Annotated in this window: 19 protein-coding genes and 1 tRNA gene; 6 read left to right on the forward strand and 14 right to left on the reverse strand. The window is 48.4% G+C overall.

Annotated features, from left to right (window positions below):
- The first annotated feature begins 162 nt into the window (after positions 1–162).
- On the forward strand, positions 163–525 hold the full coding sequence (locus KIS29_05635) for a hypothetical protein (GenBank protein MBX8639803.1): 363 nt from the start codon (positions 163–165) through the stop codon (positions 523–525).
- Positions 526–622: 97 nt separating this feature from the next.
- On the opposite strand, the gene KIS29_05640 is transcribed toward KIS29_05635, so the two are convergent.
- A tRNA-Leu gene (locus KIS29_05640) sits at positions 623–721 on the reverse strand.
- 374 nt (positions 722–1,095) lie between these two features.
- On the opposite strand from KIS29_05640, the gene KIS29_05645 reads away from it, so the two are divergent.
- Positions 1,096–2,607: an aldehyde dehydrogenase family protein gene (locus KIS29_05645; protein ID MBX8639804.1), complete on the forward strand. Its 1,512-nt coding sequence runs from the start codon at positions 1,096–1,098 to the stop codon at positions 2,605–2,607.
- 1 nt (position 2,608) lies between these two features.
- Here KIS29_05645 and KIS29_05650 read toward each other — a convergent pair whose 3' ends face one another.
- The 3 genes from KIS29_05650 to KIS29_05660 are packed head-to-tail and all read right to left on the reverse strand — an operon-like array spanning position 2,609 to position 3,886.
- A complete protein-coding gene (locus KIS29_05650) occupies positions 2,609–3,181 on the reverse strand; it encodes a DUF99 family protein (GenBank protein ID MBX8639805.1) in 573 nt (190 codons plus the stop codon).
- 5 nt (positions 3,182–3,186) lie between these two features.
- Positions 3,187–3,564: a peptidyl-tRNA hydrolase Pth2 gene (gene pth2, locus KIS29_05655; protein ID MBX8639806.1), complete on the reverse strand. Its 378-nt coding sequence runs from the start codon at positions 3,562–3,564 to the stop codon at positions 3,187–3,189.
- Positions 3,565–3,568: 4 nt separating this feature from the next.
- A complete protein-coding gene (locus tag KIS29_05660; protein MBX8639807.1) occupies positions 3,569–3,886 on the reverse strand; it encodes a hypothetical protein in 318 nt (105 codons plus the stop codon).
- A gap of 51 nt (positions 3,887–3,937) precedes the next feature.
- On the opposite strand from KIS29_05660, the gene tgtA reads away from it, so the two are divergent.
- Positions 3,938–5,854, forward strand: coding sequence for a tRNA guanosine(15) transglycosylase TgtA (gene tgtA / locus KIS29_05665; protein MBX8639808.1), 1,917 nt, complete (start codon positions 3,938–3,940; stop codon positions 5,852–5,854).
- Here tgtA and KIS29_05670 read toward each other — a convergent pair.
- From KIS29_05670 to KIS29_05680, 3 genes are read right to left on the reverse strand one after another with little or no spacing between them, the layout of a single operon-like run.
- Complete coding sequence (locus KIS29_05670; protein MBX8639809.1) at positions 5,823–6,056, reverse strand: hypothetical protein; 234 nt, start codon at positions 6,054–6,056, stop codon at positions 5,823–5,825. The two genes, tgtA and KIS29_05670, sit on opposite strands and share 32 nt — an antisense overlap.
- Positions 6,057–6,065: 9 nt before the next feature.
- Entirely contained in the window at positions 6,066–6,347 is a 282-nt protein-coding gene (locus KIS29_05675; protein ID MBX8639810.1) for a DUF4364 family protein, read from the reverse strand.
- Entirely contained in the window at positions 6,340–6,969 is a 630-nt protein-coding gene (locus KIS29_05680) for a hypothetical protein (protein MBX8639811.1), read from the reverse strand. Before KIS29_05680 ends, KIS29_05675 begins: the two co-directional genes overlap by 8 nt.
- Before the next feature lie 120 nt (positions 6,970–7,089).
- Here KIS29_05680 and KIS29_05685 point away from each other — a divergent pair, with 120 nt between their 5' ends.
- Positions 7,090–7,518 (forward strand): hypothetical protein, encoded by a 429-nt coding sequence (locus KIS29_05685; GenBank protein MBX8639812.1) that lies wholly within the window; start codon positions 7,090–7,092, stop codon positions 7,516–7,518.
- Between the two features lie 25 nt (positions 7,519–7,543).
- Here KIS29_05685 and KIS29_05690 read toward each other — a convergent pair whose 3' ends face one another.
- The gene (locus tag KIS29_05690) at positions 7,544–7,681 is read right to left on the reverse strand and encodes a hypothetical protein (protein MBX8639813.1); all 138 of its coding nucleotides are present in this window, start codon (positions 7,679–7,681) and stop codon (positions 7,544–7,546) included.
- Between the two features lie 55 nt (positions 7,682–7,736).
- Positions 7,737–7,985: a hypothetical protein gene (locus tag KIS29_05695; GenBank protein MBX8639814.1), complete on the reverse strand. Its 249-nt coding sequence runs from the start codon at positions 7,983–7,985 to the stop codon at positions 7,737–7,739.
- 255 nt (positions 7,986–8,240) lie between these two features.
- Between KIS29_05695 and KIS29_05700 the strand changes: the two genes are divergently transcribed.
- On the forward strand, positions 8,241–8,714 hold the full coding sequence (locus KIS29_05700; GenBank protein ID MBX8639815.1) for a peroxiredoxin: 474 nt from the start codon (positions 8,241–8,243) through the stop codon (positions 8,712–8,714).
- A 494-nt stretch (positions 8,715–9,208) separates the two neighbouring features.
- A complete protein-coding gene (locus KIS29_05705; GenBank protein ID MBX8639816.1) occupies positions 9,209–10,093 on the forward strand; it encodes a polysaccharide deacetylase family protein in 885 nt (294 codons plus the stop codon).
- 517 nt (positions 10,094–10,610) lie between these two features.
- Here KIS29_05705 and KIS29_05710 read toward each other — a convergent pair.
- From KIS29_05710 to KIS29_05730, 5 genes are all read right to left on the reverse strand, one after another.
- Positions 10,611–12,164, reverse strand: coding sequence for an APC family permease (locus KIS29_05710; protein ID MBX8639817.1), 1,554 nt, complete (start codon positions 12,162–12,164; stop codon positions 10,611–10,613).
- A 270-nt stretch (positions 12,165–12,434) separates the two neighbouring features.
- Entirely contained in the window at positions 12,435–13,343 is a 909-nt protein-coding gene (locus KIS29_05715; protein MBX8639818.1) for a hypothetical protein, read from the reverse strand.
- The gene (locus KIS29_05720; GenBank protein MBX8639819.1) at positions 13,330–14,688 is read right to left on the reverse strand and encodes a glutamine synthetase family protein; all 1,359 of its coding nucleotides are present in this window, start codon (positions 14,686–14,688) and stop codon (positions 13,330–13,332) included. Before KIS29_05720 ends, KIS29_05715 begins: the two co-directional genes overlap by 14 nt.
- A 136-nt stretch (positions 14,689–14,824) precedes the next feature.
- Positions 14,825–14,965 (reverse strand): hypothetical protein, encoded by a 141-nt coding sequence (locus KIS29_05725; protein MBX8639820.1) that lies wholly within the window; start codon positions 14,963–14,965, stop codon positions 14,825–14,827.
- 293 nt (positions 14,966–15,258) lie between these two features.
- Entirely contained in the window at positions 15,259–15,873 is a 615-nt protein-coding gene (locus KIS29_05730; GenBank protein MBX8639821.1) for an RlmE family RNA methyltransferase, read from the reverse strand.
- Between the last annotated feature and the right edge of the window lie 132 nt (positions 15,874–16,005).

Genomic DNA, 16,005 nt, shown 5'->3' on the forward strand with positions numbered 1-16,005 from the left:
ATTACCGGCGTTGCATTCCGATGCCTGCCATGGATATCAGTCAGATTTCTTCTGAGAAATATCTGCAGTCAGAGGACGTTATGGCCAGGCCTGGATCAGAATTTATTGAAGCTAGACGTTTATCTGCAATAACTGCTTAATTGATACAACGCCGGTATTTGCATGAACACGGACTACAGGAAATTGGTGCATAGCGCGAGGGGAGAAAAGAAAAGATTCATGGAAGATTTTTTCAGGGAGCTACTAATATCCGACAGAAAACGGAGAATCGTTATGTTCGAGGAGCTAATTTCCGGCATCGCGAAGGTTACAGACGACAGAGAGTACATCGAAATGTGCAAATTGAGCCTGGAAGTAATTCTCGCTATGGACAAAAACGTAGCGGGGGAGGTTATAAACACGAGACTTGAGGCTCAATTTGAACTGCCAGAGGCGGAGAAAGTCATTGACAGTAGAAATTTGATGAGGGCAATAAATGAAATGCCGGAAAAGGATATCATACTGGCACTGATAGAAGCGAATTAGGCGAATTCGTGTTCGAAAGCAGCCGCGCGAGATGAAACCTGCGATTACCCATATTTGATTTATGCAGTTTCGCATTTCAGCATCTCAGCGAATTGAATGCGGGAGGAGGGATTTGAACCCACGGACCCCTGCGGGACAGAATATCCCAGGTTTTTTCTTAAGTCCTGCGCTGTTGGCCATGCTTAGCTACTCCCGCTGTTCCTTTTGATTAACATGATCGGAATAAATAACATTGCCGTCCGATGTCGCGCAGGGCACTGTCCTATTTACGGTTGCTAGACACGATTAAGAGTACACAGCATGTCTCTGTAACGATTGTCTGGTCGCCTCTGCAATTTTCCCTGCTTGGGATGACAAACAATTGCGCCAAGTAATTTTCTACAAAGGAATGTGAGAGATAATTGCTGCATATTCTCATGAAATCAGAAACATACTGACCTGCCGGCAAATATTCATGAAGAAACGGAAACGTCGCAGAATTAATGCTGATATCGAACAAATTCTGCCTTCATATGACAGATACTGGAAATCCTTAATCTATCCCTGCTGTAATAATCCGGTGGTGATTTCGTGGTAAAGGAATACGGCATCTTTGTTAACGGCGAATGGGCCGGCAGTTCGAGCGACAAATCATTTGAAACGCTGAATCCTGCTACAGGTGAAGTACTTGCCAGGTTTCCGAGAGGAAACAAGGCAGATATTGAGACGGCTGTAAAATCCGCTGAGAAGGGATTCAAAGTATGGAGGGATGTCCCTGCTCCTGTCAGGGGAGAGATACTTCTTAAGGCAGCTTGGAACCTTGAGAAGAAAAAGGAGGAACTTGCCAGACTTGTTTCAACCGAAATGGGAAAAGTCCTTGCTGAGGGAAGAGGAGAGGTGCAGGAGGCTATTGATTTTTTCAAGTACATGTCGGGTGAGGGAAGAAGACTTCTTGGAGAAACAACCCCATCAGAACTTCCGGATAAATTCAACATGACCGTGAGACTTCCAAAGGGCCCCGTCGCAATGATAACTCCATGGAATTTTCCTGTTTCCATACCTTCCTGGAAGATGGGTGCAGCATTGATTTCCGGGTGCTCTCTTGTACTCAAGCCTGCGAGCGACACCCCTCTCTGCGCAGCAAGATTTATTGAGATGGTGAATGAAGCCGGCTTTCCTCCGGGCGTCATAAATATGGTCACCGGCACAGGATCTGAAGTTGGAAACGCTCTGATAAATCATCCTTCGATACGAGCTCTGTCTTTCACAGGTGGGGTAGAAACAGGAAGAGAGGTATACACACAGGGAGCAAGGCGGCTGATACAGGTACATCTTGAACTGGGAGGGAAGAATCCGATGATAATAATGGATGACGCGAACCTGGAACTCGGGATTGAAGGACTTATATTCGGCGCGTTCGGAACCTCCGGCCAGCGATGCACTGCCACCAGCAGGCTGATTATTCAGGATGGCGTTTACAGCGAATTCATGGACAGTTTCATAGACCGTGTCGAAAAATTGAAGTTAGGGAATCCGCTCGATGAAACCGTCGATATGGGCCCCGTGATAAACAGAAACGCCATGAAGAATATCATGGAATACATAGACATCGGACAAAAGGAAGGGGGCAAAATTGCCACAGGCGGCAAATCCATCAGCGATGGAACTTTTTCAAAGGGCAATTTTATTCAACCAACTGTGATTGAGACAAAACATGGCACACGCGTCAGCACCGAAGAAATTTTCGGTCCGGTACTGTCTGTAATAAAGGTCGGCAGTTTCAAAGAAGCCATCGAAGTTGCAAATGGAGTGCAATACGGTCTGTCATCTGCAATTTACACCAGAGATATAAACAAGGCATTCAGGGCAATCAATGCGCTTGAGTGCGGAATAACATACATCAATGCACCGACCATCGGAGCAGAAATTCATCTTCCTTTTGGAGGCGTCAAGAATACGGGTACCGGTGGCAGGGAGGCAGGGACATCCGCAATAGAGGAGTTCACGGAACTGAAAAGCGTGTTCATTGATTACAGCGACATGCTACAGAAGGCACAGATTGACACTGACAGAAGAGTAAAGGAAAAAATTACTCCAACCTGATTCATGCCTTGCCCCGCGATTCTCCTCTAGTAATCGCACTGGCGAAAATATGTGCAAGTCTCAGAGCCTCGGGATAGTTGCCTCTGAATATGGACGCTTTCAGGAGAGAAACCGCGTCCTCCCTGTCTAAGCCCACCCAGCTTGCGTGTATTTTCAACTTTCCTGACTTGACTGGAATGCTCTCGTACTCTCTTATAATCCTGTACCTCTCCTCCCAGTCGTCAAAATACTTTTGAAGCGCAGCGCGCATTGCGTCGAGATTCGGCAATTTGCGTGTTACGCTCAAAACAGGCAGACCCGTGACGCTGTTGATTTTCCCGAGGTCGAATACATTAAATCCGCCGCAGGCTATGCCATCGAGAAGCACGGCTCTGAGCTGTTCCAGAAATCTCGATCTGAGTATTGTCTTGCATATATTCTGGGTGGAGTCCATTCCGTCTATAGTGCACTCCGTTACAAGAGCACCTTCCACATATGAGGGGAGTCTGGCTATGATGCCCACAACCGGGACCACGCCCTCCCTGAAGCCGAATTTCCCGTCATCAAACGCAACTACTCTGGACTGTCTTTTCATCTGCATCACAGCAGCGGGAGATTCCCGGTCACAGTGTCTATTTCCTGATTCTCTGCAGGACCGATGCCCACGCACGTAACAGTTCCGGCTGGTATTTCTGTAAGACCGGCATCCGCAATAAGGCTGGTTATCAGCCCGTTTCTCCTGGCATCCTCTCTCAGTGCATGGAGTTCCTCGAGATTTTTGACCCTGACCACAATCTTCCTCTGCCCTTCATCCATCCATGAGGAAAATTTCTTTTTTTCCTTCTGGAGGCACTGCACAGCGCAGCTCACAGCCGCATGCGCCACCTGGACTGCAGTTTTTCCTGCGCTCAGTTTCAAATCTGTTCTTACAGCGACCACAAGCTTGTAATGAAAGTCAACATCATCCCTCGAGAGCATTTTTTCACCTTTCACTTTTTTTCGTTCTTCTGAAATTGTTAAGCACTGCTGCAATGAGCAGGAGTGCTGTTATTGCCGTTTCCGCAATTATGAAAAATGTGAAGTCAAGGCCATGGTGCATATATTCATAAACGGCTGTCAGTGTGAACAGAAGAAGAGTGGAGACTGCGATGCTTATTCCTGCCGAAGCGGCCACCAGCTGAACAAGGTCGCTTCTCAATCTGCCATCCCTGTCAGAGAATGCAATGACTGCAGCAAAGCCAGGAAGGAAGAAAACGAACGCAGAAACAATGGCGAGCTGAAGCAATGGGGCAAGAGACATCCCATCTTGAATGTAATTTAATTATAATAACTGGTGGTAATGGTTGCTGACATGCCCATTAAATTTGAATTACTCGAGAGAGACGGGCCGGGTCGTATATGCTCGTTTGAAACTCCACATGGAACAATAGAGACCCCTGTTCTGCTGCCTGTCGTGAATCCGAGGCGGATGATACTGTCTGCTGCAGAACTGCGCGATCAGTTTCATGCTGAGATGCTCATAACAAACTCCTTTATAATCGGGCAGGACGAGCAACTAAGCGAACAGACGAAGAGAAGAGGCATACATGAACAGCTTGGTTTTGATGGCCCCATAATGACCGACAGCGGAACATTCCAGACACATGTCTACGGAAAACTCGAAATTGATCCTTCGGCAGTCGTAGAAATACAGAGGTCGTTTGGAAGCGACGTACTGACTGTTCTTGACATATTTTCCGAACCGGATTTTTCACGCAGTGCGGCGGAAGATGCCGTGAGTGTAACAAACAGGAGAGTGAGGGATGCAATCAGACTGACAGCAGGAGAGGCTATTGTCGCATGTCCCGTCCAGGGCTCCCTTTTTCCAGATTTGAGGCGAAACGCTGCAGAAGATCTGAGTGGTGCAGGAGGTGAATATTTTGCAATCGGTGGCGTAGTCCCGCTTATGGAGGAGGGCAGATTCGCAGATCTTGCGAGAGTCATCCTCTCTTCCAAACTTGGTCTGAATCCCGCCGCACCTGTCCATCTCTTTGGTTGCGGTCATCCGCTTCTTTTTCCAATGGCCGTACTGCTGGGCTGCGACGTTTTCGACTCTGCCTCTTACATTAAATATGCCAGGGACGGCAGGATGATATTCCCGGAGGGAACATGTCGCCTATCCGAACTCAGGCACAGCCACTGCCTCTGCCCTGTTTGCTCATGCATTACTTTAAGCGAAATGAAATCAATGGACGCGGAAGAGAGAACTGTCAATATAGCAAAGCACAATCTGCATGTGCTCTTTTCAGAGATAAGGCGGATAAAGGAAGCAATTCATGAAGAAACACTCTGGGATCTTGCAGAAAGCAGGGCGAGATCAAACAGGGCTCTCCTCGAGGCTTTTGCCGTTATTTCCGAGTACAGGGACTACCTTGAGAAGCTGGAACCGATCTCGCGCAAACACGGTCTTGCCGTCGTTGATGATATCTCTCTGAACAGGCCGTCAATATGCCGTTATACCGAGCATGCTGGTAAATTGCGCCCAGGGAATCACAGAAAGCTGGTTATAGTTGATGGGAAAAAACCGTATTTTTCCCACTTTGATTTCAGCCTTGTCCACGACGACGAAGATGCTGTGGTTGTTTCCCCTTTCGGTATTGTTCCCTTCGCTTTAACGGAGACGTATCCATTTGCCCAGTCAGATTTCATGTGCTCATCGGCTGACGCCAACGTTTCAGGATACCCGGGACAGTTACACTATTCCGAATTCAGAACAGTGGACGGCGTCTGGAAAAGGAACGGCAATAAGGTACCGCAGAGCGCATACCTCAAGCTCGCAGAAACTGTATGCAGATACCAGTTCGGCGATAAAATCTCAGCGGCTATTCTTTCAGGAAATATCCAGCTGGGTTTTTCCAGGAACACTGGAAAACTGAGAACCGTTTCGACCGAAGGAAAGCAGCTCCTGTTCTTCCGTCCCGAAGACGGCCTTTTTTCACTGAAGATGTTTGGCGCGGAACGCATTAATGGAGCAACGGATAAGCCAGTGATGCGTGTAGTCTGTTCCATGGACGCTGTCCCGTTCGTCTCCGCAGGGAAAAGCCTGTTTTCGAAATTCGTGGTAGATGCGGATCCGGAAATCAAGCCATTTGGTGAATGCATAGTTACAGATGAAAAGGACAGGCTAATAGCCTGCGGACGGGCAATTCAGAACCGGAGGGAAATGCTGTCATTTAAAAACGGTGTTGCTGTGGATATCAGGGATCACTATTCTTCTTCAGCGCCCTGATCGCAATATCCACGCAAACGATGAAATCATCGGCCGTTCTGAGGAGGCTGTTGAGATTGTCAGCATCAGCTTCTGCTTCAATCGTTTCCCCCACGGCTCTGGATGTTATGTAACTGTCGTTATCGGGTAAGATTATCCTGTTCACCTTTTCAGCATCGGTTCCGCACTTTATGCTCAATGCCAGCCGGTACCTGGATATCATCTTCCTTCCTCATAATTTAAGACCGAATGCCGTTGTAAATTCTTCCACGCGCTTGAATTCAAGCAGGAAATGCCTGCCCTTGTCTGTTATGTTGTATGCTGTCCTGTCCGCGTCCACCTTCTTTTCCACAAACCCGTTTTCTTCAAGCTGCGAGAGATATTTGAGCAACCTTTCATATGACATATTTGCCTTATAGAGTATATGCGTGGGTTTCGCATCGTTTTCCTCTGCAACCGCCCTTAGAATATCGGCAAAAATTCTTGCCCTGGTCCTGTAGCCTCCATCAGGCAACCTGCGTCTTCCCCCGTTCTTCAGTTTTTGTCCTGCCGATGCCAATTGCCGTGTACAGGAGGACAAATGACAGAAGCTGGAATATGGAATAGTAGAGATACCCAGTCCCGAGGACGCGGGGCGAAAACAGAAGCAACCCGTTTATCAGATGCAACAGGAAGAGCATTGAAAAACTGGAAAGAACGAGGGCTGTGCTCGCTCCTGGATTGGAACGGTAGCTCCTCCAGACGCTTATAACAACTATAAGGAGCAGAATGAGTATGAAAAGCTGAAAGGTGAAGAAGAGCAGCAATGCGGCAGATATCGCCGCTGCAATATAATCCATTCTGGGCCTGATAACATACGCCAGCATTATGAGGAGATACGCAGTAACTTCCACGATACTGCTGATATAAATGATGGCGAATCGGCCCCCGGTTCCAGGCGAGTAGCGGCGATATGCGAGAGCTTCTGCGGCCAGCAGGACAAAATAAACTGACATCAGTGTGAATCCAATGCAGAGCAGGAGGAGATTTGTGTTCTTTGCCACAGCATAAACCCTGTACGCCCTGTATGATATTACGACAGCAACAAACAACGTTACAACTGTAACAACAACTTCCAGGACTTCAATATATGACATACTACCAAATTACACAGACACTGTCAATTTGTCAGACTTATTAATGATTCGTCTAGATCTTTCGTTCTTTCTCCTTATAAGGCAGCGTATGAATTCTGCTTCCGTGACTACATGACAGAATTGAATAAGAAGACCGGCAGAATGAAATATTTCGCCCTGGGCGTCATCGCCCTTCTTGCTGCGGGCGGGTTAGTGGCCGCAACATATGCGAACGCATCGAGCCAGGTGGCAAACAGCAATACGTCCACAGGCTCAGTTTTCAATGGAGAATACCTGGAGATTGTTGTCTGGACATACAGCGGTGGCCAGCGGATTCCGGTATCGGACGCCAACGTGACCGTTTATGCAGTTTCAGAGCAGTCGGCCGCAAACGGAACAATAACAATAACACTGACGCCAGTTGCAACAAACTCCACAAACGCCCATGGCGCTGCTTATTTCAACCTTGCAAACGGAAAATACGCAGCAATAGTACATTACAACGGCCACAGGGGCCTGGCATTGTTCGCCTTAAACAACTACAAAACAGTATTTGTCAGGCTACGTTAAACATTTTAATCCAGCCGGGATATGGTCAGAAATAAAGTGTCTGATATTCCATATCCCTTATTGTTTTGTCAACAATCTTCTGAATATCAACGTTCAGAACCGATTTGAGCAGATACTTCATTCTCGTCCTTTCGCTTTCAGTCAGTTTATCACTGATTTTCAAGCGGAGATTCCATATAAAAAATGATCACTTCAATTATCTGCTTTGGCAGGGAACATTATCTTCGCACTCTCCCCCGGTTTCCTTCACGCCTGAAATCGGAAGGTTCGGCGGATATCCTTTCCCTTTCCGTATGCAGTATTCCGAGCCAGTAGAGTTTGGCATTTTCCTTGCTGTACTGCGCCTGTTTCTGGAGAAGCGCCATTCTCATCTTCTGACGAAACTGAAGAGCCTTGGTCTCGTTTTTGCCGGAAGGCGTGTCTCCTTCCCACAGCCTTTCAAACTGCATTTCTTTCTCGGACGCCATCAGGATTCCCTTGTCCCATGTGAGTCTGTCATCCTTTTTAATTTTTGCATTATGACAACTGGTGACGGAAATAAAGTGCATACCTCGGCTGCATGAGATGCCGATCGCATCTTATCCATTTCAATGCAATTGCCAAAACTCCTGTTTTAATGGCAGGTGGCACTCGGGCATTGCACCGCCACATGAAGTCAGAAGGTTGCTGCAAAATGCTAAAGACTAATTAGTGATTCAGTCATTTTAAGAGAAGGTAAAAATATGACTGAACTTGAAGTTGGTGAAAAGGCGCCTGATTTTGCCCTGCCAAAAAGCAGGGATCAGAAGGTTTTGCTGAAGGATCTTACAAAGAGTGGAAAAGTGGTCATTGTATTCTATCCCGGTGATTTCAGTTCGGTATGCACAAACGAGTGGTGCAGCCTGAGAGACAATTTAAATGAGTTTGAGAAGCTGAATGCCAAGGTCGTTGGCATAAGTGGCGACAGCCACTTCACGCATGACGCATTTAGAAAGGCCAACTCGTTGAATTTCGATCTTTTGAGCGACTATGATCATCAGGTGTCCAAGCTTTTCAACGTTTATTACGATGATTTTCTTGGAATGAAAGGCGTTTCCAAGAGATCTGTATTCATTGTAGACAGAGAGGGCAGAATACGCTACAAGTGGGTCACAGAGGACGCGTCAAAACTCCCTGATATAGAGGAGATAAAGAACGAGCTTGCAAAGATCAACTGATTATTCTCAAAATGATTATGGCAACCTTCTCGACATTCAGTAAATAGGCTTCAAACACAAAATGCCTCAGACGTGTTTCAGGATTCATGAGTGTTCTGTGTGCTTGCATATCTCACAGAACGCATAGTAGAGATTGACGTGAGGGAATTGCATGCAGGAGAGGAACAGCCAGCACAGTTCGCTTCCTGCCGTTATAGCTCCACATCTTTGGGGAATGAGGCCAATTTTTTGCGACGGCTATTTTCGAACTGCCTCGGCCTGTCAAATGATGCCATCGCCTGTGATATCCACATTCGTGCCAAGAAGAAAAACGTCCTTTCGGGCCGGCAGACATGTGCAACAAAGCGGCCTCTCTGCAACGCAAGGCTTCCCGACGGAAGATACAGTCACTCAACAAACAACAGGATGCAGGAGGGGCTTGACCATGCGTATGTCATCTCGCGCGAAAAGCGGCTTAGTCGGATAATAATATATGTGTTATCATAACCCTCTTCATGGTCTGTAAACGCGATTTCAGGGGTTATGGGGAGAAGCCGCCCAAGTTCAAGTGGCCTGGGGGAAAGTCTCTCGCTCTTTCGATTGTTTTCAATTTTGAGGAAGGCGCAGAGCATTCAATGGAGGAAGACGGCGTCGTCGAGACGATAGGTGAATTCGGTCCCGTAAATATTCAGACGAGAGACATGGGCATGGAGAGTGTTTACGAGTACGGTCAGAGGGTGGGAATATGGAGAATACTGAACTTCCTGCGGGACCAGGAGGTGAAGGCCACATTCTTTGCTGCAGCACGCGCGCTGGAAGTCAACCCTGAAGCCGCAAGGAGGATAATGGCTGACGGCCATGAAATATGCGACCACGGGCTGAGGTGGAACGAACTTTACGGAATGAGCTACGAGCAGGAAACCAGGGAAATCGGGCAATCCGTAGCCTTGATAGAGAATATCACCGGAAAAAAACCCGTCGGCTTCTATGCAAGGGAACCGAGCAGCAATACGCTTGAAATACTCTCCCATTTCAAAAATTTCATCTATGATTCGGACTCGTACAGCGACGATATACCGTACTATTGCCGCGAAACAGGCATGCTGGTATTGCCATACACGCCTGACGCCAACGATTTTCACTTTCTCAGTCCAATGCACCGCTTTTCGACTAGCCATGAATTCGGTCAGTACCTCAGGGATACGTTTGACGTGCTTTACGAGGAATCCGCCCGGCAATCGAAAATGATGACTGCCGCATTTCATGTGAGAGTGACGGGCAGGCCGGGCAGATTTGTCGCTTTGAGGGAGTTCCTCAAGTACGTCAAGCGGAACGATCGGACATGGATTGCTACCCGGGAGGAAATAGCCAGGTTCTGGCTTTCGGAGTTTCCACGGTGAGCAGGACACAGCTCGATCTACGCTGAAAGCTGAAAATGAAAGAGAAACCAGCATCCTCAAACGAATGAATTCACGGGATGCCTTGTGGCATCAGGAAGCGACCTCTCTGCCGCAGGCGGTTTGCAATTCGACGACCGGATCCTCATTCCGCTCCTGGAAGACAGGGCCCGATTTCCATGCGCGTTAATTCCGGCATGCACATCCTACTGTCTTCAGTGCCCCGCGGAGGATGTTTTTCAATGCGCTGACATCATGTCGTTCATATGTCCGCATGGACGCTGATAACCCCTGTCTCTGAGTGCGAGCAATACATCGGCTCTTCTGCCGCACATCAGGCATTGCTGCGCGGTGCCGGCTGTTTCCACTTTGACGTACATCCACATGCCGTTGTTGCGTGGATGAATGACATTTGCTGTCACGAGGCGGACCGCGTATCTGCCATTGTATCATCCGGTGGCATGAAGTGGTTTGCATGCGGCGGGCAACTTCATCTCGGGTACACCGTCTTCCGCAAATTTTACATGATCCTGTCTGGTTCATAACCTGAATAAGGACGCGCGTCCATGTACCTGTTCCCGCTGATTACCGCCCATGTATAGAATGCGATGGAGACGACGGTGAATACGACAAGGTCGTAAGGAAATGGTATCATGTTGTTTCCGTGAAAATCCGAACTTCCCGTTGCCGAAATAACCATGACTGCTATGAAATAGACGAACAGCCACAAACCTCCTTTCAGTTCAGAGCTGTCTATCTTCACCATCCTAGCGTGATAGAAGAAGAGCAACAGACCCACCATTACCGACGGAATGGCTATTTGCACTATGTTCCAGCCTGTCCAGTATATCAGCAGGCCGCCGATTACGAAACCGACAGGACACAGGACGCTGGCAAGCGGGAGCCTGTAAGGCTCACTGCTGGCCCTGATATGTTTTCTGAAAACCATGAGGGAGACTCCTGCCGGACCGTAGGATACCAGCGATGCGTCAACGAAAACAAGAGCTATGCTGATAAACACGGGTATCATGAAAGTGTATATCGCGCTGACAATGAGGACAACAATCACTGCAACGTAAGGTATTCCCCGTCTGCTCAGCTTGCCAAAAATCGGTGGAAGATATCTGTTCTCCGCGAGTGCGGCCATCACCCTAGCTGCGCCGCCGCTGTATATCAGCGACGAAGAGGCGGATGAGTGGATAGACGTTATGAATATGAAATAAGCCATGAGCACCAGCCCCGCCTCGAATCCGAGCGCAGGCAATGGAAAGGTCAGAGTACTCAGACCCTGCCAGTTACCTGGGTGCAGGCCGAAATAATGCCAGTTGATAGAGCCGACGAAAGCAACGGACAGCGATTCATAAATGAGAAACGAGATGAAAATCGAGAGTGCGATTGCTATAGGAATGTCCCGTTTATGGTTCTTCAGTTCCTCTGCATAATCGATCGGCTGCCTAAATCCCGCATAAGCATAGACCGTGGTTGCCACCGCTAGCAGTATGCCCGCGGAGTGGTAGGGGTTGAATCCTCCCGGGAAAATCGTGAAATTCGAAGGATGAAAGTAAAACGCCAGGAAAAAGACACCTATGAACGCGAGTGAGAACAGCTTGAGCCATGTCAGGAACGAATTTGACTGATTCAGGTATGCTATGCCGAAATAGTTTCCTATGAAGAAAAGAAAAACTATGAACAGTGTCAGAAGCTCACCTTCAAAGGTCATTGTGCCTATCTTGAAATTAAAGAGCGGGCGGTAAAAATAACTCAAATATTCGACTATTGCGACCGTTTCCGAAACCGGTGCAAGTATGTAGCCCAGAAAGGCTCCCCACCCGTTGAGTATTCCCGCCAGAGAACCGTTGGAGATGTGTGGATAGGATGCAACGCCCCCTGTCCTTGGCATGAGTGTCCCAAGTTCGGCGTAAATGAGACCGATCACAAGCATCATCAGTCCGCCGATGATCCATGCAACTGTACCTGCTGGCCCTGCATCCGCCAGAACCGTCACCGGAATGAACAGTATTGCGGAACCCAGAATTGCGCTTGTTGCGAGAAAGACCACGCCGAAGAGACCCACTTCTTTTTTGTATTTGCCAGCCCTGATATCTTCTGCTGCGATATTATTGCCCCCCAGTTGTTACGCAAGTGGAATGCGCCCATGATAAACCTTGTCATATATATCATTTGTTGACTTCTTCCCGATCACCCATCACCCCCATCCACGTGTGCGCCGGAATATATTCTACAGTATCACAGCTCCGTCACGGGAAGCGATGCACACTATATCTGCGGCCGCGACATCCTGTATTCAAACACTGATGCTGCGCCCGCACCGGAAGTGTGTCCCTCAGAAATGCGGCGGGACGTACGGCGTACCATTATTCCACAGTCCCGTCGCGAGGAATCCCTCGATTTCTCCAAGAATCCTTTTCCTGAGACGTTCTGGCACCAGCAATAGAATCCCGCCACCTTTTCCGTCATTTCTAATGAGAGCATTCCTCAGGCGCTCTTCAGGCTGAATGAGGTACCCTCCCATCCCCCTCGATTTATATGTATCCTGGAGAAGATAGAATCTTCTGCTTTGGGAGGCAGTAGTGCTTCGAATAATGCCACCGGCGATGAGGAAATGGCCGACATTCCATTCATCCCTGCTCCTGCATTTCCCGCTTTTCAGAAAATCCATGATATCAATTATTGAACCCATGTTGCGGTTTGAACAAAGCATATTCATCTGCAGATTGAATATGACATGCATGCTGTCTGCAGGAAAATGCTTCCACAGCATATCAGTAAGGAGTGCGAAGTTGTGTCTCGAAAACTGTGTCTTCTGTCCGGTTCTGGAGGGTATCGGAATAACGGCAAACCTTCTGCCCAGTGTGGCTTCAGTTGCGGCCACGAGTCCTTCCACGCTTGTGCCCAGCTCGTCTGCCTGTCCAGAAACGCTTAACGGAACACTGTAGTATTTCTGGCGTATCTGTTCATCCATTCTGTTTTCATCCTTTCCGCTGAACCTGACGCTTATATTGTGTTCTTCCTCTGAAATCACTGTTCCGGACACCAGTGCGAGGCTGTCCTCTGTAATCTTGCTGTCACCGAGTCCCAGTGATCTCAGGATTTTCAGTAGCGAATACGGGCCGCAGGTCTCACTCTTCTGATCACGGAGTTCGTTGAAGATGCGGTGAAGTCGATCGAGTGTTTTCACCGGCCTGAATTCCAACTTCAGTGATTCTGTATCGTCCGCTTCAGATGAGTTCAAGAAATTTTTCAACCTCCCATTCATCCACGTTTCTGCGATAAGTATCCCATTCGGATTTCCTGACCTTCAGGTATTCTTCAAAGAAGGTGTTACCCATGGCATTTCGCAGAACATTGTCTGCCTCTGCGAAATGTATGCTTTCAATTAGTGATGTCGGCAGCGTCTTCACCCCCCGTTTCTGAAGTTCGGCCGCATCGATTGATGAAGGATCGAAGGTCATCGGCTCTCCGGGATCCAGTTTTTCTTCTATGCCATGAATCCCGGCCGCGAGGACCGCGCCAAGGGCGATGTATGGGTTGGCAGAGCAGTCAGGCAACCTGAATTCTATCCTCTTTGCAGATATTGAACCCGACGGTATCGACGGAATCCTTATCGCAGCTCCCCTGTGATCGTATCCATAGGAGATGTGTGCAGGTGCCCAGCTTCCAGGAACAAGCCGTTTGTATGAGTTGGTAAGCGGATTCACGAATGCACACAGTGCATTCATGTGCTCCATCAGTCCGCCTGTGAAATTATAGGCGGTTTCGCTCAATCCGAGACCTCTTCTGTCACTTTCATCATGAAATGCACTGCCGGATGTTTCTGCAAAGGAAAGGGAGATGTGCATGTGCATGCCGCTTCCCGCAGATAAGGTGTCCACCTTCGGCATGAAAGATGCAATCATGGATCTCGATGAGCCCATGGACTTGATTACGCTTTTCAATGCAATCATGTTATCGGAGGCGCGGAGCGCATTGGTATGCTTTGTCGTAATTTCGACCTGCGAGCTGCCGTACTCCTTCTTGAAATGTTCCACCTCAATGCCCATGTTCCCGAGTGCGTTGCCCACATCAAGCAAAAAACCGTTCAACGTATCCAAGCTATGGCTTGACATGAGACTACCTTTGATGATTGGCGTCCTGTCCAGTCCGTAGAGATAGAATTCCGGCTCGAAGGAACAGAACGGTTTCAATCCCATTTTCTCCAGCCTTGAGATCATTCTGCGCAGAAAGAATCTCGGATCGGTCTCTGATGGTGAAAGATCGGCGGGTTCGCACAGCTCTGCCTGCATTCTTCCCATGCCTGGGACATGCGGAAGCGCGGAATAAGTACTCAAATCCGGGATAAGCTTGAATTCGGAAGACTGGGCGCCATACAAGCCATCCGGAGCGAGTCTGTCAAGCACGTTGAATGACTGCTGCGCCTTTGTAACCCCTATTCCCTCCATTATTGCTTTGTCGAGAAACTTCACGGAAGTGCCCATGCTTCTTAGAACGAGGTCAAAACCCATCCAGTCTATCTTGACTATGCGAACCCCATCCTTCTCGATGCGCTCCATTAATTTCGTGACCGTATCATTGTACATCTTGGTTAACCTTTGTTGTTTTAAATTGATAGTGCTGATACCCCGGTTATTAGGCATCAATTACTCCGGTCTACGCGCAACCCGGCATTTTAATCTATGTGCTGGTTCGGTGGAATGGCGTATCAGACACCCTTGCCTAAAACCCGAGTTCGACAGGATTTTTAGCATGATCGTTCGGGAATTTCACTTTCGAAATGTAGTAGTAACTGAGAAGGAGCACCTGCTCTTCTGAACGGAACTGGACTCTCTGCAGTGAATACCTCCTTTTCTGTGTCATGAGCTTCAGCAAGTGAGGAATGCCGTCCTGTGAGTTCTGTTGCGGTTAACCATGTGCGCGTCGAATCGCGCTTCTAAGCATTCTCGCTGAGAATGATGTTCTCGCATATACACTGAATATGCTCTCCGCTGTAACGGTGGAAAGGGGCTGTCCCGGTTGTTCCTCTCCTGCAGCCTCTTCACATCTATCTCGCGATGCGTTCTAAGAGATATGCAAGCACACATGTGATACATGTGATACGTCACGTTTCCAGGAATCAACAACAGCAGTCATGCAATTCTCAATCCGGTCTTTCAATTTCGGGCTTGGCTCCTGAATCCGCGGGCCACGATGTAAGTCTCGGAACTCTGTTTCCTGCTTGCTGCAGGTTTTGAAGTCCTTACATTCTCAAATCTCTCTGAGATTCTCTCGATTACTTCCCGGGATCTTCTTCCTTCAAACATCTTTGCGGCAAATGTTCCGCCGGCAACAAGCGCATCCTCAGCCACTTCCAGTGCCGCATTTACAAGCTCCACCGACTTCTCGTGATCGAGATCATAGTTCCCGCTGATATTCGGCGCCATGTCGGAAAGAACAACATCGGCATCTCCGCCTAGAGAATCTATTATCCTTGCACGCGTCTCCTTGTCTGTTATGTCTCCGCGTAGAATAATTGCGCCCTCAAGTTTTTTTATTGACGATATATCGACACCTATTACTCTTCCCTTTTCTCCAGCTATTTCCAGCTCAACCTGGAGCCATCCCCCCGGCGCGGCTCCGAGGTCAAGGCACCGCATGCCTTCGAACATTATGCTGAATTTAGCCTGAAGCTGCAGCAGCTTATACGCGGCTCTGCTTCGGTAGTTTTCTTTCTTGGCCTTAAGGTAGTATGTATCCCTTTTCCTCTCCCTCATCCAGCGCTTTCCCAAAGCTCAGATCACCGTTCCACGAAACTTACCCACTTATTCCGTTGGATGTGGTGTTCATTTCCTGAATCACAGGCGGGCACTGAGCACACGGCTCTGTAACCTCCCGCCTCAAACAGGCGTTTAAACTCTCCG

Source organism: Candidatus Sysuiplasma jiujiangense (genome assembly GCA_019721075.1).
In the GTDB taxonomy this organism is placed as follows: Archaea; Thermoplasmatota; Thermoplasmata; order Sysuiplasmatales; family Sysuiplasmataceae; genus Sysuiplasma; species Sysuiplasma jiujiangense.

Excerpts from the sequence above, each read along its gene's own strand:
- KIS29_05720 (MBX8639819.1), bottom strand. The coding sequence starts at position 14,688 with ATGTACAATGATACGGTCACGAAATTAATGGAGCGCATCGAGAAGGAT.
- tgtA (MBX8639808.1), top strand. The coding sequence starts at position 3,938 with ATGCCCATTAAATTTGAATTACTCGAGAGAGACGGGCCGGGTCGTATA.
- KIS29_05725 (MBX8639820.1), bottom strand. The coding sequence starts at position 14,965 with ATGACACAGAAAAGGAGGTATTCACTGCAGAGAGTCCAGTTCCGTTCA.
- KIS29_05660 (MBX8639807.1), bottom strand. The coding sequence starts at position 3,886 with ATGTCTCTTGCCCCATTGCTTCAGCTCGCCATTGTTTCTGCGTTCGTT.
- KIS29_05670 (MBX8639809.1), bottom strand. The coding sequence starts at position 6,056 with ATGATATCCAGGTACCGGCTGGCATTGAGCATAAAGTGCGGAACCGAT.
- KIS29_05700 (MBX8639815.1), top strand. The coding sequence starts at position 8,241 with ATGACTGAACTTGAAGTTGGTGAAAAGGCGCCTGATTTTGCCCTGCCA.
- KIS29_05650 (MBX8639805.1), bottom strand. The coding sequence starts at position 3,181 with ATGAAAAGACAGTCCAGAGTAGTTGCGTTTGATGACGGGAAATTCGGC.
- pth2 (MBX8639806.1), bottom strand. The coding sequence starts at position 3,564 with ATGCTCTCGAGGGATGATGTTGACTTTCATTACAAGCTTGTGGTCGCT.
- KIS29_05705 (MBX8639816.1), top strand. The coding sequence starts at position 9,209 with ATGGTCTGTAAACGCGATTTCAGGGGTTATGGGGAGAAGCCGCCCAAG.
- KIS29_05635 (MBX8639803.1), top strand. The coding sequence starts at position 163 with ATGAACACGGACTACAGGAAATTGGTGCATAGCGCGAGGGGAGAAAAG.
- KIS29_05695 (MBX8639814.1), bottom strand. The coding sequence starts at position 7,985 with ATGGCGTCCGAGAAAGAAATGCAGTTTGAAAGGCTGTGGGAAGGAGAC.
- KIS29_05680 (MBX8639811.1), bottom strand. The coding sequence starts at position 6,969 with ATGTCATATATTGAAGTCCTGGAAGTTGTTGTTACAGTTGTAACGTTG.